Origin of the sequence: Nocardia goodfellowii (genome assembly GCF_017875645.1) — a bacterium.
Taxonomy (GTDB): domain Bacteria; phylum Actinomycetota; class Actinomycetes; order Mycobacteriales; family Mycobacteriaceae; genus Nocardia; species Nocardia goodfellowii.
Genome location: NZ_JAGGMR010000001.1, coordinates 6016885 through 6038189 on the forward strand (window position 1 = coordinate 6016885; position 21305 = coordinate 6038189).

At 67.5% G+C, this 21305-nt stretch carries 19 protein-coding genes and 1 pseudogene; 11 read left to right on the plus strand and 9 right to left on the minus strand.

Annotation, left to right across the window (positions count from 1 at the left end):
- Window positions 1-25: 25 nt before the first annotated feature.
- Both BJ987_RS27760 and BJ987_RS27765 read right to left on the minus strand, forming a co-directional pair.
- On the minus strand, window positions 26-2347 hold the full coding sequence (locus tag BJ987_RS27760) for an ATP-binding protein (protein WP_245366158.1): 2322 nt from the start codon (window positions 2345-2347) through the stop codon (window positions 26-28).
- 77 nt (window positions 2348-2424) lie between these two features.
- Window positions 2425-3753, minus strand: a pseudogene (locus tag BJ987_RS27765) (2-isopropylmalate synthase); the annotation flags it as partial.
- Between the two features lie 208 nt (window positions 3754-3961).
- Here BJ987_RS27765 and BJ987_RS27770 point away from each other — a divergent pair.
- Together BJ987_RS27770 and BJ987_RS27775 are read left to right on the plus strand one after the other, a co-directional pair.
- A complete protein-coding gene (locus tag BJ987_RS27770) occupies window positions 3962-4633 on the plus strand; it encodes a FadR/GntR family transcriptional regulator (RefSeq protein WP_209895739.1) in 672 nt (223 codons plus the stop codon).
- Window positions 4634-4656: 23 nt separating this feature from the next.
- Complete coding sequence (locus BJ987_RS27775; protein ID WP_209899178.1) at window positions 4657-5466, plus strand: ABC transporter ATP-binding protein; 810 nt, start codon at window positions 4657-4659, stop codon at window positions 5464-5466.
- Here BJ987_RS27775 and BJ987_RS27780 read toward each other — a convergent pair.
- Window positions 5463-5960, minus strand: a complete 498-nt coding sequence (locus BJ987_RS27780) for a hypothetical protein (protein ID WP_209895741.1) — start codon at window positions 5958-5960, stop codon at window positions 5463-5465. The genes BJ987_RS27775 and BJ987_RS27780 overlap by 4 nt on opposite strands.
- Window positions 5957-6355 (minus strand): hypothetical protein, encoded by a 399-nt coding sequence (locus BJ987_RS27785; protein WP_372446896.1) that lies wholly within the window; start codon window positions 6353-6355, stop codon window positions 5957-5959. The genes BJ987_RS27780 and BJ987_RS27785 overlap by 4 nt, the downstream gene beginning before the upstream one ends.
- Here BJ987_RS27785 and BJ987_RS27790 point away from each other — a divergent pair.
- The gene (locus tag BJ987_RS27790; protein ID WP_209895743.1) at window positions 6346-6939 is read left to right on the plus strand and encodes a TetR family transcriptional regulator; all 594 of its coding nucleotides are present in this window, start codon (window positions 6346-6348) and stop codon (window positions 6937-6939) included. The genes BJ987_RS27785 and BJ987_RS27790 overlap by 10 nt on opposite strands.
- A gap of 12 nt (window positions 6940-6951) precedes the next feature.
- Here the strand turns inward: BJ987_RS27790 and BJ987_RS27795 are convergent, their stop codons facing one another.
- Entirely contained in the window at window positions 6952-7608 is a 657-nt protein-coding gene (locus tag BJ987_RS27795; protein ID WP_209895745.1) for an HAD family hydrolase, read from the minus strand.
- 183 nt (window positions 7609-7791) lie between these two features.
- On the opposite strand from BJ987_RS27795, the gene BJ987_RS27800 reads away from it, so the two are divergent.
- A complete protein-coding gene (locus BJ987_RS27800) occupies window positions 7792-8463 on the plus strand; it encodes a PaaI family thioesterase (protein WP_209895747.1) in 672 nt (223 codons plus the stop codon).
- Between the two features lie 12 nt (window positions 8464-8475).
- Here BJ987_RS27800 and BJ987_RS27805 read toward each other — a convergent pair whose 3' ends face one another.
- Genes BJ987_RS27805 through BJ987_RS27815 form a run of 3 tightly spaced genes read right to left on the minus strand, consistent with a single transcriptional unit; the run spans window position 8476 to window position 11600 of the window.
- The gene (locus BJ987_RS27805; RefSeq protein ID WP_209895749.1) at window positions 8476-9639 is read right to left on the minus strand and encodes a sulfotransferase family protein; all 1164 of its coding nucleotides are present in this window, start codon (window positions 9637-9639) and stop codon (window positions 8476-8478) included.
- Between the two features lie 21 nt (window positions 9640-9660).
- Window positions 9661-10437 carry an SDR family oxidoreductase gene (locus BJ987_RS27810; RefSeq protein ID WP_209895750.1) on the minus strand — a complete coding sequence of 259 codons (777 nt, stop codon included), beginning with the start codon at window positions 10435-10437 and terminating at the stop codon, window positions 9661-9663.
- The gene (locus BJ987_RS27815; RefSeq protein WP_209899184.1) at window positions 10437-11600 is read right to left on the minus strand and encodes a hypothetical protein; all 1164 of its coding nucleotides are present in this window, start codon (window positions 11598-11600) and stop codon (window positions 10437-10439) included. Before BJ987_RS27815 ends, BJ987_RS27810 begins: the two co-directional genes overlap by 1 nt.
- A 97-nt stretch (window positions 11601-11697) precedes the next feature.
- On the opposite strand from BJ987_RS27815, the gene BJ987_RS27820 reads away from it, so the two are divergent.
- From BJ987_RS27820 to cysC, 3 genes are read left to right on the plus strand one after another with little or no spacing between them, the layout of a single operon-like run.
- Window positions 11698-12603, plus strand: coding sequence for a helix-turn-helix domain-containing protein (locus tag BJ987_RS27820; protein WP_209895752.1), 906 nt, complete (start codon window positions 11698-11700; stop codon window positions 12601-12603).
- A gap of 25 nt (window positions 12604-12628) precedes the next feature.
- On the plus strand, window positions 12629-13561 hold the full coding sequence (gene cysD, locus BJ987_RS27825; protein ID WP_209895754.1) for a sulfate adenylyltransferase subunit CysD: 933 nt from the start codon (window positions 12629-12631) through the stop codon (window positions 13559-13561).
- The gene (gene cysC, locus BJ987_RS27830; protein WP_209895756.1) at window positions 13561-15393 is read left to right on the plus strand and encodes an adenylyl-sulfate kinase; all 1833 of its coding nucleotides are present in this window, start codon (window positions 13561-13563) and stop codon (window positions 15391-15393) included. The genes cysD and cysC overlap by 1 nt, the downstream gene beginning before the upstream one ends.
- Before the next feature lie 71 nt (window positions 15394-15464).
- On the opposite strand, the gene BJ987_RS27835 is transcribed toward cysC, so the two are convergent.
- Window positions 15465-16067: a TetR/AcrR family transcriptional regulator gene (locus BJ987_RS27835; protein ID WP_209895758.1), complete on the minus strand. Its 603-nt coding sequence runs from the start codon at window positions 16065-16067 to the stop codon at window positions 15465-15467.
- 91 nt (window positions 16068-16158) lie between these two features.
- Between BJ987_RS27835 and BJ987_RS27840 the strand changes: the two genes are divergently transcribed.
- From BJ987_RS27840 to BJ987_RS27855, 4 genes are all read left to right on the plus strand, one after another.
- The gene (locus tag BJ987_RS27840; protein ID WP_209895760.1) at window positions 16159-17274 is read left to right on the plus strand and encodes an Rv3169 family protein; all 1116 of its coding nucleotides are present in this window, start codon (window positions 16159-16161) and stop codon (window positions 17272-17274) included.
- 5 nt (window positions 17275-17279) lie between these two features.
- Window positions 17280-18281, plus strand: coding sequence for a phosphotransferase family protein (locus BJ987_RS27845; RefSeq protein ID WP_209895762.1), 1002 nt, complete (start codon window positions 17280-17282; stop codon window positions 18279-18281).
- Window positions 18282-18351: 70 nt separating this feature from the next.
- On the plus strand, window positions 18352-19341 hold the full coding sequence (locus BJ987_RS27850) for a 1-aminocyclopropane-1-carboxylate deaminase/D-cysteine desulfhydrase (RefSeq protein ID WP_209895764.1): 990 nt from the start codon (window positions 18352-18354) through the stop codon (window positions 19339-19341).
- Between the two features lie 97 nt (window positions 19342-19438).
- Window positions 19439-21229: an acyl-CoA dehydrogenase gene (locus BJ987_RS27855; RefSeq protein WP_209895766.1), complete on the plus strand. Its 1791-nt coding sequence runs from the start codon at window positions 19439-19441 to the stop codon at window positions 21227-21229.
- Window positions 21230-21305 lie beyond the last annotated feature (76 nt).

A 21305-nucleotide genomic window follows, 5' to 3' on the forward strand; every position in this document is an offset into this window, starting at 1 on the left:
GCCGCCTCGGCTGATCCGTCGCGGGTCAGCCGAGGTTGCGCGTTGCCCACCCGGCGATCTGGGTGCGGGAGGTGAATCCGAGTTTGGTCAGAATGTGGTCGATATGGCTTTCGGCCGTGCGGATCGAGATCACCAACTCGGTCGCGATCCGTTTATTGCTGTACCCGGCGGCGACCAAGCGGGCGACATCCTTTTCCCGGCGGGTCAGAACGTCCGCCGCGGCGGCTTTCGGCGCGGGAGCGGGAGCCGGCTCGGCGCCGATCGCGTAGTTCATCGCCTCGTCGAGCGGCATCGCCGCACCGGCCTCGAACGCCGCACGGAATTCCTTGTCCCCCATGGCCTGTGCGACCTGCACCCGCACCTTGTCCCCGACCGACTCGGTCATCGCGTGTGCCAGGCGCTGGGTACTGCCGCGGCGAACCGACACCGCGGCACCCATCAGCCGGGCGGCGCGTGCGTAGTCGCCCTGCGCCGCGGCGGCCCAGGCCAGCCCATCGAATCCGGAGGCCGACCACACGCACCGATCGAACAGCCGGAACTGTTCCAGCGCTCGGCGTAGCTCGGCGATCGCCTTGTCGTGGTTGCCGTTGCGCCACTCGTTGGTGCCGGAGGCCCAGTGCGCGAGCCCGCCGAGCAGATGCGAACCGTGCTCGGCGGACTTGGCGAGAAACCGTGCGGCCACCGCGTCCGCGCGCGCGTCCTCCAGCATGAGCGCGCAGACGTAGGCGAAGGCGAGGCTCTCCATCTGCACTCCGTGGTGCCCGCAGACCTCCGCCGCCGCCGCGGCCTGAATCGCGATATCGAGCGCGGCGAGCGGGTCGTTGTCGGCGAAGGTCAGCAGTGCCGACAGCAATGTGTGCTCGACGAGCACTTCAGCGGAGTCCAGTTCGGTTGCCAGCTCGAAGCATTCGCGCGCGAACCGGTGCGCTTCGGCGGTGTCGGAGAGCATGGCGGCGATCACCGAGGCGGCGGCCAGCGTCCGCGCCCGCGCGACACTGCGGGTCGGATCCTTCGCCAGCGCCTCTCCCAGCCAGCGATAACCCTCCAGCAGGAAGCGGTAGTGCTCCCAGAACGGGCGCAGCTCATTCGCGATTTCCAGGGCGCGATGCGCGCCTTCGGGATCGGCGAGTGAGAACTGGAGCGCGGCACGCAGATTGGGATGCTCCCGGGTGACCTCACGGAACCAATCGGCGTCGCGGCTGCCCCAATAGTCGGTGCGCCCCCGATGCGCCAGCAGATAGTAATGGTCGCGATGCCGGATGCGGACCGCCCGCTCGCCCCCGTGCGCCGCGAGCTCGGCCAGCGCGAACTGCCGCAGCGGCTCCAGCATGGCGTACCGGCCGGTGCCGTCGCTGTCGTGCCGGTAACTCAGAACCGATTTCTCCACCAAGCCGGTCAGCGAATCCACCAGCACCGCAGGCGGTTCCAGACAGCACACCGCCTCCGCCGCGTCGAAATCGAATCCGCCCGCGAACACCGACAGCTGCTCCCACAATCGCTGTTCGTCGGGCGTGCAGAGGTCATAGCTCCAGCGGATCGCCGCCTCCAGCGTCTGCTGCCGGCGCGGCGCGGTGCGCAACCCGGTGGTGAGCAGCTGCATGGCGTCGTCCAGGCGCTCCAGCACCTGATCGGGGGTGAACATGCGCAACCGCAATGCCGCCAGTTCCAGTGCCAGCGGAATCCCGTCCAGACGACGGCAAATCGCCGCCAGCGCAGCACGATTGGCGTCGGTGACGCGGAACTCCGGGTTGGCGGCGGCCGCTCGCTCGGCGAGCAACCGCAACGCGTCGCTGTCACCCTGGATCTCGCCGCTGTCCTCGTCCACGGTGGGCACCGTCAACGGCGCGACCGGCATGATCTGCTCACCGTCCACCCCGAGCGGTTCGCGGCTGGTGGCGAGAATCCGCAACTCGGTGGTCGCCGGAATCAACCGGCCGGCCAGGTTCGCGCAGGCGTCGATGAGATGCTCGCAGTTGTCCAGAATCAGCAGCAAGCTCTTGTCGGCCAGATACTCCGTGAGCCCGGCCAGCGGGGCGCTGGTGTCATCTCGCAGACCGAGCGCGTTGGCGACACTCAACGCGACCAGTTCCCCGTCGTGCACGTGCGCGACCTCGACCAGCCACACGCCATCGGGAAATGCCCGCCGCACCGCCGCACCCACCCGTCGCGACAGCCGCGTCTTGCCGACGCCACCCGGGCCGGTCAGGGTGAGCAGCCGAGTGCTGGACAGCAGGCCCTTGGCCGCGGCCACGTCGCCACCACGACCGACGAAGCTCGTCACCTCCGCCGGGAGGTTCCCTCGCACCTGCCGCACCACGCCGATTACCATCGCACGCCCGGCCGGCATCTCGGGCATTTTGGGCCAAGATGCCGGCCGGTTCGCCGATCAGTGAGCTATCGGGCCGCGAGATCGCGCCAGGCCGGGTAAGCCGCCTCGAACAACTCGCGCAGCTCGGCCGCGGTGACCTCGCGTCCGGTCGCGTCGGTGTGTGCCTGAACCCGGCGGGCGAAGTCGACTTGCAGGTCGCGCGGCAGGTCGATGCCGTACTCGGTGTGCAGCAGATAGGCGATGCCGCCCTTGCCGGATTGCGAGTTGACCCGGATCACCGCCTCATAGTCGCGGCCCACATCCGCCGGATCGATCGGCAGATACGGGACGTGCCAGTCGAGTTCACGCTCGGCGCGACCGGAGGCGGCGGCGCGGGCCCGATGCTCGGCGAAACCCTTCTTGATCGCGTCCTGGTGCGTGCCGGAGAACGCGGTGTACACCAGATCGCCCGCGTACGGGTGCCTTTCGTGGATCGCCAGGCGGGTGCAGTACTCCACGGTCCGGCGAATCCCGTCGATGTCGGAGAAGTCGATCATCGGGTCCACGCCCTGCGCGTGCAGGTTCAGCGCCAAGGTGGCGATATCGACGTTGCCGGTGCGCTCACCGTTGCCGAAGACGCAGCCTTCCACGCGCTGGGCACCGGCCAGCACAGCCAGTTCGGCGCAGGCGATGCCGGTGCCGCGGTCGTTGTGCGGGTGCACGGAGAGTATGACGCCGTCCCGGCGGGCCAGGTTCTTGTGCATGTACTCGATCTGGTCGGCGTAGACATTGGGCGTCGCGATCTCCACTGTCGCAGGCAAATTGAGCGTCACCGGTCGCTGCGGGCCGGCGTCCCACAAGGTGGTCATCCGGTCGCAGATGTCGAGTACGTAGTCCGGTTCGGTCAGGTTGAACACCTCGGGCGAGAACTGGAAGCGCACATTCGGCAGGTGCTCGGTCAGCTCGAGGATGCGCTGTCCACCCGCGACGATCAGCTCGCGCAGTTCGGCTCGATCCTTGCCCAGCACCATATGTCGCCAGGTCGGCGCGGTGGCGGTGTACAGGTGGATGACCACCTCGTTGCCGATGCCCCGAATCGACTCCACGGTGCGTTCGATGAGATCGGCACGGGCGGCGGTGAATACGACGATCGTGACATCCGACGGGGCGAGGCCGGTCTCGGCGAGCAGCCGGACGAAATCGAAATCGGTCTGCGACGCGGACGGGTAGCCGACCTCGATCTCCTTGTAGCCCATGGCTACCAGCAGTTCGAAGAAGCGGCGCTTGCGCTCCGGATCCATGGGTTCGGGCAATGCCTGATTGCCGTCCCGCAGGTCGACCGGCACCCACAGCGGCGCCTGGGTGATGCGCGCGTTCGGCCAATCGCGCTGGATGAGTGGAACTTCCACGCGATCGAAGACGCTGCGATAGCGATGCGAGGGCATCTGTGAGGGTTGTTGACGATTCCAAGGGAAAACGCGCGTACTCAAGGGGCTCTGCTTCCTGTCACGAATAGGACATTGGTGACCGGCCACGACGAAGCCCCACGGCGGGCGGCCGGTCGATCAGGCCCCGCCGTGGCGGCTAAGCAGAAGCATGGTGCGCATGATGGCTAGACTATACACAACTCCTCAGACAAGTAGAGAGGTCGAGATGGTTGCCCAGGTTCGTCGCCACCCCTTGGCGGCGCAGACGGCAGAGTTGCTGCTCGCCCGCATTCGCGGCGGTGAATGGCCGCTCGGGCACCGGCTACCAGGCGAAACGATACTCGCGGCGCAACTCGGCGTAGGCCGGTCGACGCTGCGCGAGGCGATCCGCGAGCTGGCCGGCAAGGGCGTGCTCGACAGTCGCCAGGGCGCGGGCGTTTTCGTCACCGCGCTCGATGTCACCGACGATTGGGACGTGGTACTGCGCCGCGCCACCATCGCCGCGGTGATCGAAGCGCGCATCGCCATCGAAGCCGAGGCCGCCGCCCTCGCCGCCCAGCGCCGCACCCCGGCCGATCTGCGCGCGATCCGCCGCGCCCTGGCCGCGCGTGCGACGCACGGAGTATCGATCGACGCCCATGTGGACGCGGACATGGCATTCCATCGCACCGTGATCGTCGCCGCGCACAATGACGTCCTCACCCAGCTCTTCGACAGTTTCCTGCCCCGGCTGCGGGTGGCGATGATCGACATGCTGAAGATCCGCCCCGTGCCCTCGGAGTCCGCCGACCACGAGGCGCATATTCGGCTGACCGACGCCATCGCGCACCGAAACCCCTCGGCAGCGGCGGAATTCAGCCGCACCCATTTGACGCAGCTGAAGGCGGCGTTCTCGTGACCACGACCGATGGAGGTAATCCGATGCCCGCCGCACCCGTCCTGCGACTCGACGATGTGACCTTCCGCCGGGAAGGCAACCAGATCCTGCACGGCATCTCGCTGACCGTGCTGCCCGGCGAACACTGGGCGCTGCTCGGGCCCAACGGCGCGGGCAAGAGCACCCTGCTGGGGTTCTGCGGCGCGGTCACCTTTCCGACGACCGGAAGCGTGCACGTCCTCGGCGAACAGATGGGCAGGGTCGAGCTGGCCCAGTTACGGCGCTCGATCGGCCACGTCAATCCCCGTCACCCACTGCGCTATCCATTGACGGTTCGCGAGGTGGTGCTCACCGGCATCACCGCCACCGTCGATCTCCCGATGCGCTGGACGCCGTCGCCCGACGAGCTCCGCCGTGCGGACGCGATGATCGAAACCATCGGCCTGAAGGGCAAAGCCGACAGCATCTGGCCCACCCTCTCCCAGGGTGAGCGCGGTCGCACCCTGATCGCCCGCGCCCTGGTCGCCGAACCCCGCCTGCTGCTGTTCGACGAACCCGCCACCGGCCTGGATCTGGCCGCCCGCGAACAGCTGCTGCACACCATCGACACGCTCGGCGACACGCACCCGGAGGTCGCCTCCATCCTGGTCACCCACCACCTGGAGGAACTTCCGAGCACGACCACCCATGCCCTGCTGATCGCCGGCGGCCGAACCGTCGCCGCCGGCCCCGCACCGGAGATCATCACCACCGACACGGTCACGACCGCTTTCGATCACCCCGTCGAAGTCCGCTACGACCGCGGCCGCTGGACCGCCCGCGCGCACACGGACCGTCTCACGATGCCGCACTAGGACCCGGCGGCGAGGGCTTCGGCCTCGGCCAGCTCGCGCATCCTGAGCAGTTGCTTGCGCATCATGATCACATCACCGAAAGCCAAGGCGTAGAAGGCGATTCGGGGGATGCGCCAGCGGAGGCGGACATGCAGGCGGGTGTGCCCGGCCGCGGGGCGCACAGCGTAGGTGACACACAGATTGCCCGAGACCACAGTGATATGGCGGCCCAGCGCGAACGAGTGCAGGCGGAAGGCGGACATGAAGCGTTGTCCCGCTTCGAGTTCGGTGAGGGTGGGATCGCGGCGGCTCGGGCTGCGGCGCCCGAAATTGTCCAGCAGGTCGTAGCTGTACGGGGCGACGCGCAGTTGGCAGAGCCAGGAATAGACGAGGACGGTTGGCGCGGCGATGCTGATCGCCCGATCGGCCTGGTGACCGCGAGGTTGCACCTCGTCGCACGGCAGCGGCAGTTCCTGTTCGGCCTCGGTGGCGCCCCAGACGACTCCGGGGGTCATGCCGCGGCGTCGATTCGGCGCATCATCCGGCGCATCACCAGTTTGTGGCCGCCGGTGCCGATGACCAGCGCGCGGTAGATCTTGCCATGTGGCCCTGGGAATTTCGCCCAACTCTGGGCGCGGACCCGGGTGCGATTCCGGCCTTCCTCGTCGAGCAGGAAGATCAGTTCGTAGGTCGAGAACCAGTGCCGTCCACGCAGTACCAGGCGGGCGGGTTCCTCGGCGGCGGCGAGCGCGAACCCGCCGGGTACCGTCGACGGATCGTGGGGGTCCTTGCAGATCACCCGCAGCACTGCCTTCCAGGCCCGATCGCGATTCGCGTCAACTACTCTGGAATGCTCATCAATATAGGGCAACCGCTCCATATAGAAGGAACGTACTAGTAGTGGCACCACCCCGCAAGCATGATTCGGATGTGATCCTCGACGCCGCACGCACTCTGGTGCTCGGAGAGGGTCCGCGCGCCGCCAGCGTCGCCGCCATCGCCGCCGCCAGCGGCGCACCCGTCGGCACGCTGTATCACCGCTTCGGCAACCGCAACGGCGTTCTCACCGAGGCATGGCTGCGCGCGCTGACCCGCTTCCAGTCCGGCGTACTGGCGGCCGCCGACGCTCCCGATCCGGTCGCGGCCGGTGAAGCCATGGTGCGCGCCGCGATCCGCTTCGGCCGCGAGTTACCCGACGACGCAAAGCTTTTGCTGAGCCTGCGCCCCAGCGACCTGCTCGACGGCGGTCCCGACGACGCCTTCCGGACTCGGCTGGCGGGGATGAACGCCCCGCTGATCGAGCACCTGCGCCGCATCGCCCGCGACCTCACCGGGCGCGACGACGACCGCGCGACCGACGCCGTCAGCCGCGCCGTCGTCGACCTGCCCTACGCGGCGCTGCGCCGCTACGCGCACGCGCCCACCCTGCCCGCCTGGCTCGACGACGATATCGCCGCCGCTGCCCGCACGCTGCTCGCGTCCTACCGCGGCTGATCCGGCCGGCGGTCAGTCCTGGTCGTCGACCAGGGCCGGGGTGAGTTTGTCGAGCCCGTCGATGACGTGCGCGGCGAGGACCCGGGCGTCGTCGTCGAGCGGGTATTCGGGGCGCGGCGCGGCGATGACGCGCATGCCGGCGGCGTGCGCGGCCCGAATGCCGTTGCTCGAATCCTCCACCGCCGCACAGTCGGTCGACTTCTTGCGGAGAAATGCCGCGACCGCCACGTAGACATCGGGCGCGGGCTTGCCCCGATCCACTTCCTCCGTGGAGAAGGTGACGTCGAAGAATTCGATGAGTCCGGTGCGGCCGAGCACGGTGTCGATCAGCGTGCGCGGCGAGGAACTGGCCACCCCGAGCGGCCAGTTCTCGCTCATTCGCTGCACCGCCTCCACCGCGCCGGGCAGCAGCGGCACCGCCTGGTCGTAGTGCGCGGCCATGCGTTCGATCACGTCGTCGGCCACGGTGTCGGGCGATTCGCCCACGCCGAGTTCACCGCTGAGATATTCGGACCATTCGCTGGTGCTCATCCCCATCAGCCGCTTCTGCGTATCCGGTAACCACCGCCCGCCTTTTTCCGCGACATAGTCGCGCCGGACCCGCTCCCACACCGGTTCGGAGTCGACCAGTATGCCGTCCATATCGAAGACGACAGCCGTAATGCGCATCGGGACAACGCCTTTCGCCAGCCGCAGGCACGAAAAGCGCCTGCGTGGGGTTTTCGTCGAGACCTGATGGATGATCGAGTACCCAGACTAGGGGCATCACATTCGACAACCGTCGATGGGCCCCATCGGCGGCAGCGGGTCCCGTGCGCGAGCACCCGCCGGGCAACCAATAACATGTTCCATATGAGTGAACCGCGTCCCGCCGCGCTGCCCAGCGAAGAGCACCACGAAGGCGGCTTCCGGCCGCTGGTGGAGGCGATCGACGCGGAGCTGGCCAACGACCGGGGCACCGTCCGCGGTGGACCGCACTACGGCGAGCTGGTCGAGCAGGTACGCGTCCTGATGGACCAGGCGCGCCTGCTCAACCCCAGCGATGACCTGGCCCTCGAAGCGATCGGCACCCTGGAGAAGCTGAACGAGAGGCTCGCGACCGCAGTCGTCACCGAATGGTCCGCGCCCACCTGGACCAGGCACGATCTGCCGGGTCGCGGCAACATCACGCTGCCGCCGTTCATCATCGACACCGCCGACCGCGACGGCGTGCACGCCCGCATCACCTTCCGCACCTTCCACCTCGGTGGCAACAATGCGGCACACGGCGGGCACATCTCGCTGGGTTTCGACGACATGATGGGCATGGCCGCCGCCGTGCACACCGGATCGGTGACGCGCACCGCGTCCCTGACGGTCGACTACCGCTCCGTCACCCCACTGAACACCGAGTTGAACCTGCACGCCTGGGCCGAGCGCCAGGACGGCCGCAAGGTCTACCTGCGCGCCACCCTGCACGATGGCGACCGGCTGTGCGCCGAAGCACACGGCCTGTTCATCGTCCTGAAGCCCGGCCAGCAATAGCCGCCGCTCGCGTCACCGGCCGGGAAAGTGCGTGGCCCGGTAGTCGGCGAACCGCGCGTCGACCTGCTCGGCGGTCAGGCCGAATTCGGCCAGGGTGTACTTGTGCGCCGGCCGGGCCGCCCCGGAGGTGCTCTCGGAGTGCAGCGCGGCCATCGCCGCCCGAGCCTCGCCGGTGAGTTCCAAGCCGAAGTGCCGGTAGATGGAGGCGACCATGCCGATCGGGTCGGCGACGAAGTCCTCGTAGTAGATGTCGACGAACTGAGCGGGATCGTGGCGCTTGCGGTCCGCCAGGAACCGATCCGCGCCGCGAGCCCACAGATCCAATTGGGCGGCCCCGACGACCGGGCCGCGGAACTTCTCCGACCAGCCGGCCGAAGCCTGTTCGTTGAGGCTGCACACCGAGGCGATGATGGTGCGCGGGTCGCGGTGCATCTGGATGACGAGCGCGTCCGGGTACACCTCCATGATCGCGTCCAGCGCGAACAGGTGACTCGGATTCTTCAGCACCCAACGGCGATTCGCGTCGTTGAGGCCGATCAGTTGCAGGTTGCGGCGGTGCCGGCGGTAGGCGTCGGTCCAGTCCTGCTCGCGTAGCCATGCCGAATAGGTCGGCAGATAGGCCAGGCACTCATAGGACACCGACAGCGCGGATTGCCGGAGCAACTGCCAGCATTCCTCCACCTGGTCGGCCGAAATGTGGTGCACGCCCATGAATTCCGGATGCTCGACATGGTGCTGTTCGTAGGCGGCGGCCAAACGCTGGTACACCGGGTTGCCGGCCCAGGTCTCCCGGGGCGGGCGAGGCTGCGGGAATTCCGTCAGCCACATCTCCAGACCCTGATGCCCAGGGTCGGCGTTCAGCAGCCGGTGCACGGCCGTGGTGCCCGAACGCGGCAGGCCGGTGACGAAGATCGGGCGCTCGATCGCGACCTCGGCGTGCTCCGGAAAACGTTGCCACGCCGACTCACTGAGTAATCGGGCGATCAACGCGCCACGCAGGAACGCGCGGTTGATCTTGTTCCCGAACGGGGTCAGCTCGGCGTCCTCGGCATAGGACTTCAGCAGCACCCGCAAGCCCTCGCGGTATCCGTCGTCGCCGAAATCGTCCAGGCCGACGACCTTGGTCGCCGACGCGTGCAGGTCATCAATGGTGCCGACGTCCGGTCGACCGATCATCTGGGTTCTCCTCGCAGACATCTAGTGGTGGTACTCGCCGCAGTTCACGTCCAGGCACTGCCCGGTGATCGCCCGCGCCATCTCCGAGGCCAGGAAGACCGCGGCGTCGGCGATCTCGTCGGGTTCGGGCAGCTTGCGCAGATCCAGGGTCTTCGCGGTCTCGGCGTACACCTCTTCGGCGGTGATGCCGCGCTTCTTGGCCAGGTAGCCGAAGTACCACTTCAGGTTGTCCGCCCAGATATACCCCGGCGCAACCGAATTCACCCGGATACCCTGCGGCCCCAACTCGGTGGCCAAGCTCTGCGACATCGCCAGCAGGCTCGCCTTGGCCATCTTGTACGGCCCGAAGGTGCGCCGCGAGTGCCGCAGCACCGCCGAGTTGATCATCACCACCGCGCCCTTCGACTCGGCCAGCGCGGGCACGAAGGACCGTGTCATGCGCAGTGCGGCAAGCACATTCGTTTCGAAGGCGGCACGCACCTCGTCCAGGTCGACCTCGCCCAGGTTCGCCATCGGCGGCATCGCGAAGGCGTTGTTCACCAGCGCGTCGACCCGCCCGAACGTCGACTGCGCGGTCTCGACCAGATGCGCGACCGCCGCCTCGTCGTTGATGTCGGTCGGCACCGCCAGCGCGCGGCGGCCGAGTCCCTTGATCTCCTCGGCCACCTCGGTGAGCCGGGATTCGGTGCGCGAGGCCAGAACCACGTCCGCGCCGGCTTTGGCGCTCTGTACCGCGATCGCGCGCCCCAACCCCGGTCCGATACCCGAGACCACCACCACTTTGTCCGGCAACAACATCAGCCCAGCATCCTTTCCGCGACGGCCACCTGCCGGGCCGCGATCCGCACCCGCCACTGTTCCGGGGTGATCCGGGCTTCGTCGTAGAACGGCAGCCGTTTCGGCAGTTCCTCGACGGAGACGACTTCGACGGTCGGACCGTCCTTGGGCTTCATCTCGCGCGCGACTCGCTGCCAGCGAAACTGCAGGTATCCCCGGGCGTGCCCGGTGCGTTCGATCCAGTTGACCAGCTCGGGGTTTCGCTCGCTGACGATCAAGCGGATCTTGCCGTCCGGATCGACGTGCGCCTGATCGGCGGTGAGGCTGGTCTGGTGGTTGATGTAGTCCAGCGACAGGTACCACATGCTGCCGAGCTGAAAACCCTGGTAGGGCGCGTCGGACTTGGGCACCGTGATGATCATCGCCTGATCGTCCTCGAGCTCGTAGTGCCCGACCGAGGAGAACTGAGTGGACAGGCCGCCCGGGGTGAGCCGGGGCTCGGTCATCGTGTTGACCGGCAGGTTCAGGTAGAACCACTTCGGAAACGCCAGGAAGGTGTTGAGCCGGGAGATCAGCATTTTGCCCGCCACGCCGTAGCGCTTGGTCATGACGTCCTTGGTCAGCGGCGGCGGCGCGTCGCCGATCTTGTCGACCCGCTGGATCCGAATGGTGCCCGGCTTCTCGGTGGCCCAGTCGCCGAACACCTCGCGCACCACCAGCATGGCGGCGTCACTACCCAACTGCACGTAGCCGGGACGGGGTTCGCCCGGACCGAAGCGGATCTCGTAGGAGCCGTCCGCGGCGATTTCGAGCGCGCGGTCATCGAACGCGGTCAGGCTGTCCGGCACATCGACCGGCGAGTAGTCGCCGTTGAGCACCTGGAAGCTCAGGTCCCGGGTGGTCCCGCGCTGTCCGGTCACCACGTATTCGGCGTCCGGGCGCAGATAGGAGTGGAAGTAGAGGGTGTCCGGATTGTCCAGGCCCATTTTGGTGTACGGCCCGGTGGACTGGACGAAGAACGGGAAGTCGCGCTCATACGCCCACGCCATCTGCAGCGAGGCCCGGATACTGCCGGCGAGGTAGTCGTAACCCTCGACGAGATCCTGGTCGGTGCGGATATGCGGCGCGGTGGTGATGATCTGCTCGGCCGCGGCGATCGCGTCGGCGAACGGCTGGGTCAGCAGGGCGGTGTCGGTCAAGGGCATCTCCAACGGTCCAAATATGTACCGGTCTGGTACATTTCGATACGAGCAAGATTAGAACCTGTTCTAGGAGTTGGCAATGGCCGCTGGGGTAGCACGTCGATCCGCCCCCACCACCCGGGTGGTGCGAGTGCTCGATTTCCTCGTCGAGCAGCGCGGTAAGCGTTTCGGGCTCTCCGAACTCGCGCGCGAACTGGACCTGGCGAAACCCACCTGCCTGGGGATACTCACCGAATTGACCGCCGCCGGGTACCTGGTGCGCGATCCGCGGACGCTCACCTACGGACTGGGTCCGGCGCTGATCGCGGCCGGACGGGTCGCGCAGGACAGCTTCGCGATCTCCGCGATCGCCCGCACCGAACTGGAGAAACTCACCGCCCGATACCGCACCACCTGCACCGCGTCCGCCGTGGTGGGCGAGCAGATTCTGGTCCTGGAGAGCACCGGTCCCGGCCTGGTGAAGGTGGGCGCCGCGTACGCGTTCGCGCCGCCGGTCGGGTTGATGTACGTGCTCTGGGATACCGACGCGGCCTTCGACGCCTGGCTGGCCAAGCCGCCGACGGTGCCCGTCCAGCAGGACGAGGCCCGGCTGCGGCAGGTCGTCGCGGAATGCCGCGAGCGCGGATATCTGGTCGAGAGCCTGACCGCGGCCGGGCGCAAACTGTACTCACTGCTGGCCGGCGTCGCGGTCCGCGAATTGCCCGACGAGCTGCGCGAATTGGTCGCCGAGCTGGTGACGAGCCTGGGCGAGCGGGTCTACCTCGGGACCGATCTGCGCCCACGCAAAGAGCATCCGGTGAGCCTGCTCGCCGCGCCCACCTTCGGCGGGGACGGGCGGCAGAACATGGTGCTGACCATGTACGTCGGGGCGTCGATCACCGGAGCCGAAATCGACCGACGGGGAAAGGCTCTCGTGGCCGCGGCCGATGCGGTGACCCAAGCCTCGGGTGGGCGGCGTCCTCCCACCGCGCCCATTGACCGATAGTGGAAACGTGTTCTAGTTTTGATGCGTGAGCCAGTACGCGAAGTCGACGGCGAGCACCTACGAGCTGCCGCATCTGGACGCGCTCGAGGCCGAGTCGGCATACATATTCCGGGAAGTCGCAGCGACTTTCGAACGTCCGGTGCTGTTGTTCTCCGGCGGCAAGGACTCGGTGGTGATGTTGCACCTGGCGGCGAAGGCGTTCTGGCCGGCGCCGCTGCCGTTCCCAGTGCTGCACATCGACACCGGGCACAATTTCGACGAGGTGATCGACTATCGCGATCGCACGGTCGAGAAGTACGGTCTGCGGCTGGTCGTCGGGAGCGTGCAGGACGATATCGATGCCGGGCGGGCGGTCGAGGAGACGGGGCCGCGCGCCTCCCGGAATCGCTTGCAGACCACCACCTTGCTGCGCGCCATCCGCGAAGGTGGTTTCGACGCCGTGTTCGGTGGCGCCCGCCGCGACGAGGAGAAGGCGCGCGCCAAGGAGCGGGTATTCAGTTTCCGCGACGAATACGGGCAGTGGGACCCGCGCAACCAGCGGCCCGAGCTGTGGAACCTCTACAACGGAAAACATCGGCGCGGCGAGCACATCCGGGTGTTCCCGCTGTCCAACTGGACCGAACTCGATATCTGGAACTACATCGCGGCCGAGCGGATCGACCTGCCGCCGCTGTACTACGCGCACCGCCGGACCGTGGTGCAGCGCGACGGCATGCTGTTGGCGCAGACCCGGTTCCTGGAACTGCTCGAGGGCGAACAGCCCTTCGAGACGACCGTGCGCTTCCGGACCGTGGGCGATGCCACCTGCACCGGCTGTGTCGAATCCACCGCCGCCACACCGGACGAGGTGGTCGTCGAGGTCGCCGCCACCCGCATCACCGAACGCGGGGCCACCCGCGCCGACGACCGCATCTCCGAGGCGGGCATGGAAGATCGCAAGCGAGAGGGCTATTTCTGATGACCACGCTGCTGAGACTGGCCACGGCGGGCAGTGTGGACGACGGAAAGTCCACGCTCATCGGCCGGCTGCTGTACGACTCCAAGACCATCTTCACCGACCAGCTGGCCGCGGTGGAACGCACCAGCCGGGACCGCGGTGACGCCTACCCGAATCTGGCGTTGCTCACCGACGGTCTGCGCGCCGAGCGCGAGCAGGGCATCACCATCGATGTCGCGCATCGCTATTTCGCTACGCCCAGGCGGAAGTTCATCATCGCCGACACCCCCGGGCACATCCAATACACGCGCAATATGGTGACCGGCGCGTCCAACGCGGACCTGGCGTTGATCCTTGTCGATGCGCGCAAGGGCGTGGTCGAGCAGACACGCCGGCACGCGTTCCTGGCCGGCCTGCTCGGTATTCCGCACCTGGTGTTGTGTGTCAACAAGATGGACCTCGTCGACTGGTCGCAGGAGCGTTTCGAGGAGATCCGCGAGGAGTTCGCCGGTTTCGCCATGAAACTCGACGTCTCCGACCTGACGTTCGTGCCGATGTCGGCGCTGCACGGGGACAATATCGTGCACCGTGGCGCCAGCATGCCGTGGTACGAGGGCACTCCCCTGCTGCACCACCTGGAGGAGGTGCACATCGCCTCGGACCGGAACCTGATCGACGCCCGGTTCCCGGTGCAGTACGTAACCCGCAGTCACGCAATGGATTTCCGCGGCTACGCCGGTACGGTAGCGGGTGGGGTGTTCAAGGCGGGTGACGAGGTCACCGTCCTGCCGTCCGGCTTGACGACCACGGTCACCGCGATCTGGGGCCCGGGCGGCACACCCATCGCGGAAGCCTTTCCCCCGCAGGCGGTTACGCTACAGCTGGGCCACGACATCGACATCTCCCGCGGCGACCTGATCTGCCGCCCCGCCAACCGGCCACAACTGGGGCGCGACATCGATGCGATGGTCTGCTGGTTCGCCGAGGACGCGCAGCTCACGCCCGGCGCCACCTATACGGTGCGGCACACCACCCGGGCGGTCACCGCCGAGATACGTACGCTGGACTATCGCCTCGACGTGAACACGCTGCACCGTGACGAGAATCCGCAAACCCTGTCGCTCAACGAGATCGGGCGCGTCCAGCTGCGCACCCGCCAGCCGCTGCTGTTCGATCCGTACCGTCGCAACCGCAACACCGGCAGCTTCATCCTGGTCGACGAGACCACCGGCAATACGGTGGCGGCGGGCATGATCACCGGGCCCACCCTGCCGTCGGCCCGCGTGGTCTGGCATTCGACCGCGGTCGGGCGCGACGAGCGCGCCACCCGCGGTCTCACGGTATGGCTGACCGGCCTCTCGGGTTCCGGAAAGTCCACGGTGGCAGTGGAATTGGAACGGCGACTGGTCGCCGCCGGCCGTCCCGCCTTCCTGCTCGACGGCGACAATCTGCGGCACGGGCTCAACGCCGACCTCGGGTTCTCCGCCGAGGACCGCGTCGAGAACATCCGCCGGGTAGGGGAAGTCGCCCGATTGTTCGCCGAATCCGGTGCGGTCGCGGTGGTTTCCCTGATCAGCCCGTACCAGGCGGACCGGGACAAAGCCCGAGCCGCGCACGAGGCGGCGGGTATCCCGTTCGTCGAAGTCTTCGTCGACACGCCCCTGGAAATCTGCGAATCCCGTGATCCCAAGGGCATGTACGCGAAGGCCCGAGCGGGCGAGATCCGCGGCTTCACCGGAATCGACGCGCCCTACGAGCGGCCCGAACGCCCCGACCTCGTACTGCGCCCGGAAGACGGCGACCCCGCGACCATGGCGCAGTCGATCATCGCTCGCCTGACCGCCTTCGACTGACGGACCGCGCTACACCACCAATCGACACGCATGACGGCGGTCGGCACCTCGCCGATCGACGTAAGCAACCCTTACACAGCGGCTTTGATCAGGGCGACCATGGCGTCCGCTGTGCGAGCGCAGAAGGCGTCGATGTCGTCGTAGCCGTGCATCAGACCCCGGACCAGGGTGCGCGCGACCAGAATCTCGAAAACCAGGTCGGCGGTGGCTGATTCGTCGGCGCCAGGGGGTAGCGCGGCGCGGATGCGGTCGCACAGCGCTCGGCGGGCGGGAAGGTCGGCGCGCGTGTGCAACTCGCGGTAGCGCTCGGGTTCGGCGTGGTAGGCCGAGATGAGGCCCGGGACAGCGGCCCGGGTGGAGGGCTCGGCGATCCGGCGCACGAACAGGCGGGCCCACTCCGACATGTCGGCGTGCAGGTCACCGGTTTCGGCGGGGAGCCACAGGTTTTCGGAGCCGAAGACGGCGTCTTCGATCAGAGCTTCCTTACCCGGCCAGCGGCGGTAGATGGGGGCGGTGCCGACGTGCGCGCGACGCGCGACAGCCGCGATCGAGGTGTCCTGGTAGCCGACTTCGGCGAGCAGCGAGCGGGTCGCCTCCAGGACCGCCCGATCGATCTGCGTATCACGCGGGCGGCCTGCCGCCGACCTGGTACTCGAAGATCCATTAGCCGTCACAGGCGCAGCGTACCCGCGCTGATTCGTCGAAAACAATTACGTTGCGCACCAACTCGTATTACATTCACGGCACCACCTTCAAAGGAGTCCCATGCTTGTACCCGAAGACGAAATGCTGTCCCATCAACTGCCGACCACCTTCGACCATGTCGCCCAGAGCGATCTGCGCTGGACCGAGCGGGTGGTGATGTACGGCTTCGACAAATCCGGCGAGATCAGCATCATGACCGGTCTGGCGCGCTACCCGAACCGCAACGTCATGGACGCCTACGCGATGGTCACCATCGCGGGCAAGGAAGCGAAGGTGGTGCGGCTGTCCACCGAATACCGCACGCCCAGGACTCGATTGGGTGCGTGGAGCGTCGGCCCCTACACCTACGAGGTCATCGAACCACTGCTCAGCACCCGCGCCACCCTCGCGGCCAACGAGCACGGGCTGAGCATGCAACTCGAGTTGCGGGGCGACTTCCCGGCCTATGAGCAGACGCCCGCGTTCCACCGCGAACGCGGGCGGGTCCGCGAGGATGCCCGCCGCTACTACCAGAACGGCACCGTCACCGGCTGGATCGAAATCGACGGCCGGAGAATAGAAATTGATCCGGATCAGTGGTGGTTCGGGCGCGACCACTCCTGGGGCGTACGGCACGGGCCCGGCGGCGGCAGCCTCGGCGAGGGACCTGGCCTCCAGCCCACGGAGGTGCCCGATGGCGTGCTCTACTACATGGGCATTTTCCAATTCGACGATCAGCTCGTGCATTTCGCGCAGCGCGAGACCAGCACCGGGGAACGCTGGCAGTTCGAAGGAGAGGTGCTGTATCCCCTCACCACCGGTCGAGATGCCACGCCGATCATCGACGTCGAACACGAACTGACCTTCGAGCAAGACCTGCGCGTCGCCACCGGCGGCACATTCACCGTGCACGCCGCCGATCGGACCACCTCCCTGATCGAAGTGCGGCCACAGTGCCGGTTCTGGCCGGGGTTGGCCGGATACAACGAGTACCGCGGCTATGCCTCCGGCATGTGGCGCGGCGAGGGCTTCAGCGACGGATATACCGTCGACATCACGGATCCGGCGCAGGTCCAGCCCATCAGCCTGCTCAGTGAGACGCTGTGCGAGGTGCGGATGGGCGATCGGGTCGGGCACGGGCTACTGGAGATGGTGTTCCTCGGAGCATACCCGCGCTACGGCTACACCGGCTGGTGAGCAGCATGCGTGTCAGCCCCGAAGCACTACCCGCAGCCCTGGAACCGATTGTGCGCCAGCACATCCCCGGCGCCGGGATCGCGGGCTGGAGGCGCGCCGAACAAGGGTTCGCCACCGAAACCTATCTTTTCGACGCCGTCGATCCCGCCGGCAGCACGACAGGTTTGGTGTTTCGCCGCCCGCCCGAGGTCTCCCTGTTCCCCGACTACGATCTGCGCCGGCAATACCTGGTGATGAAACGTCTGGCCGGCACCGCGGTTCGGGTGCCGGCGGTGCGCTGGATCGATACCGAAGCCACGGCCCTGGGCTCGCCCTATTTCGTGATGGACCGCATCGATGGGGGCCGTACCCCCAGCGACGTCCCGACCTACCACGAAACCGGCATGTACTTCGACGCGAGTCCCGCCGAGCGCACCAAGATCTGGCGGGGGTGCCTCGACGCGATGGCCGAGGTTCATCGACTGGACCCGGCGGCGCTGCGCCTGGACTTCCTGCGCATGGACCGTCTGGGCGCCGACCCGATCGAACAGGCGATCAACTACCTCGACCGGGCCGTGCACTGGGCGGCCGAGACACCCGCACCCACCATCGAACGAGCGCTGAGCTGGCTGCGCGACCATCGGTATCGACCCGACCGCATCGCTCTGTGCTGGGGTGACAGCCGCCTGTCGAACATCCTGTACGGCGCTGACTTCGAAGTGCTCGGCGTGCTCGACTGGGAGACGGCCCGGCTCGGCGATCCGGAAGCCGACCTCGCCTGGCTGCTGTTCACCGACTGGCTGTGCAGCGACTTCCAGGGCCGCGCCGCACTCGCGGGCACACCCAGCCGGGAGGAAGCGATCGCCTACTACGAAAGGAGCGCCGGGCGGCCGGTTCGTAACCTGCTGTTCAACGAAATCCTGTCCGCGATCTTGCTTTCCGTGCCACTGTTGCGGATGTCGAGTCATCTCGGCATGGGAGATCTCTCGGCGGTGTGCGTGGCGCGATTGGACCAGTTACTCCACTGATCCGCGGCGTGCGCCGGGCCGTAGAGCTGCGTCGTATAGATTCTCAGCGACGAGGCTTGAAGGAGGAACGTTGACGGATTCCCTACTGCACCAGCGCTTTCCCGAGGTGGCGTCGGAGCTTCCGTTTCTCCGGCTCGGCGACACGCCGACCCCCGTCCGCGAGCTGCCGCTCGGCATCCGCATCCCGGTGTGGTGCAAGGACGAAAGCGGCTACGGCTCCGGCGGCTGGGGCGGTAACAAGATCCGCAAACTGGAATGGCTGCTGCCCGACGCCCAGCGGCGCGGCACCAAGACCATCGTCACCGTCGGCGGCACCGGCACCAACTGGGGGCTGGCGGCCGCGCTCTACGGCCGCGAGCTCGGGCTGGACATCGCGCTGGCGCTGGTCGACCAGCCGGTCGACGACCATGTCCGCGCCCAGCTCGCGCGCCTGGAGGCCTCCGGCGCGACGCTGCATCACACGCGCTCCAAGTTTCGCACCGTCCTCACCGCGCCGTGGCTGATGCTGCGCCACTCCAGCGGCCGCAAACTCCCCTACTACCTGCCGGTCGGCGGCTCCTCGCCGATCGGCACGCTCGGCTATGTGGAGGCGGCACTGGAGCTCGCCGCCCAGGTCCGTGCCGGTGACCTGCCCGAACCCGCGCACATCGTGACCGCGGTCGGATCCGGCGGCACGGCCGCGGGCCTGGCGCTGGGCCTGCGTCTGGCGGGCCTGCGCACCCGGGTGCTCGGCGTCGTCGTCAACGACACCCTGCCCTTGGAGGCCAAGCACATCGTCGAGCTGGCGCACCGCGCCGAAGAGGTGCTGCGCGAGCGCGGGGCCCAATTCGAGCCGGTCGGACTCACCCCCGACGACGTGACCATGCTGCGCGACTGGCTCGGCCCGGGCTACGGCCACGAGACCCTCTCCGCGATCGCCGCCCGCGACCGCGCCAACATGGTCGGCCTGCATCTCGAAACCGTATACACCGCAAAGGCTTTCGCCGCTATCACGGATCTCTCGGCGCGCGGCGACCTGGATGGCCCGACGCTGTTCCTCAATACCTACGGCCCGCGCTGAGCGTCTGGGGATCCCCGCGCTCATTGGCGACACGGCCGTAGTAACGTATCAAATTGACCCGCCATCCGGGTCGGATACAGTGCGAGAGGATTGGCCCGTGCGTTCGATGTTGCTCTCCCGCAGGGATCTGGAGTTTCTGCTCTACGAATGGCTGCGGGTGCAGGAGCTGACCGAGCTCCCCCGCTTCGAAGAACATTCGCGGGAGACCTTCGACGGATTCCTGGACCTCTGCGAAGACCTCGCGACCCAGTACTTCGCCCCGCACAACAAGCTCGGCGACGCCAACGAGCCCAGCTTCGACGGCGAACGCGTGACGCTGATTCCGGAGGTGAAGGCGGCGGTCGAGGCATTCACCAAGGCGAATCTGATCGGCGCGGCCATGGACGCGGAGATCGGCGGGCTGCAGTTGCCCGCGACCGTGGAAGCGGCCGGGTTCGGCTTCTTCCAAGCCGCGAACGTGGGCACCACCGGATATCTGTTCCTGACTGTCGGCAACGCGAACCTGCTGGCCGCGCACGGCACACCGGAGCAGGTGGAACGGTTCGTGCAGCCGATGCTGGAGGGCCGGTTCACCGGCACCATGTGCCTGTCGGAGCCGCAAGCGGGGTCCTCACTGGCCGATATCGTCACGCGGGCGGAACCACAGCCGGACGGCACCTACCGCCTGTTCGGGTCGAAGATGTGGATCTCCGGCGGCGATCACGAGCTCACCGAGAATATCGTGCACCTGGTGCTGGCCAAGATCCCGGGCGGGCCCGCCGGCACCAAGGGCATCTCGCTGTTCGTGGTGCCCAAATACCTTGTCGCCGAGGACGGTTCACTCGGCCCGCGTAACGATGTGGCGCTGGCGGGCCTGAACCACAAGATGGGATACCGCGGCACCACCAATACGGTGCTGAATTTCGGTGAGGGCAAGCACAATCCGAACGGCGCGCCCGGCGCGGTCGGCTACCTGGTCGGCGAACCGCACCGCGGGCTGTCGTACATGTTCCACATGATGAACGAGGCCCGGCTCGGTGTCGGCCTCGGCGCGACCGCGCTCGGCTACACCGGATACCTGAAATCCCTCGACTATGCCCGCCAGCGTAACCAGGGCCGCGCGGTCACCGCGAAAGACCCGGCCACGCCCCAGATCCCGATCATCGAGCACGCCGACGTCAAGCGCATGCTGCTGGCACAGAAGGCCTACGCCGAGGGCGCGCTCGCGCTACTGCTGTACTGCAATCGCCTGGTCGATCTGGCCCGCACCGCCGCCGATCCCGCGGTCGAGCGCGAGCACACGCTGCTGCTGGAAATCCTCACCGGCGTCGCGAAGAGCTGGCCGTCACAGTGGTGCCTGGAGGCCAACAACCTGGCCATTCAGGTGCACGGCGGCTACGGCTACACCCGCGAATACGACGTCGAACAGCACTACCGCGACAACCGCCTGAACCCGATCCACGAGGGCACGCACGGTATCCAGGGCCTGGATCTATTGGGACGCAAGGTGGTTCAGCACGAGGGCGCGAGCCTGCGGTTGCTCACCGATCGGATCACCGGCACCGTCCGCACTGCCACCGAAACCGGTGGCGTCGCCGCGGAATACGCCGCGCAGCTCGACACCTCGTGGCAGCGACTGTTGGCGGTCACCGCCGGTCTGTTCGCCGATCCGGCGGCCGCGATGGCGCAGGCCACGGTGTATCTGGAGGCGTTCGGCCACCACGTCGTCGCCTGGATCTGGTTGGAGCAGTTGCTCGCCGCCGAAGGACAGGAGGGCGATTTCTACGCGGGGAAGCGGGCCGCCGCGCGCTACTTCTTCGCCTACGAGTTGCCCAAGACCGCACCGCAGCTGGACCTGCTCGCCTCGGGCGATCGCACCACACTGGAGATGCGCGACGCCTGGTTCTAGCCGGCGGCCGAACCCCCGCCGGACCGAGACGGTAGGAGTTCGCGCATTGGAATCCTCGTGATCCGAAATCCCGCCG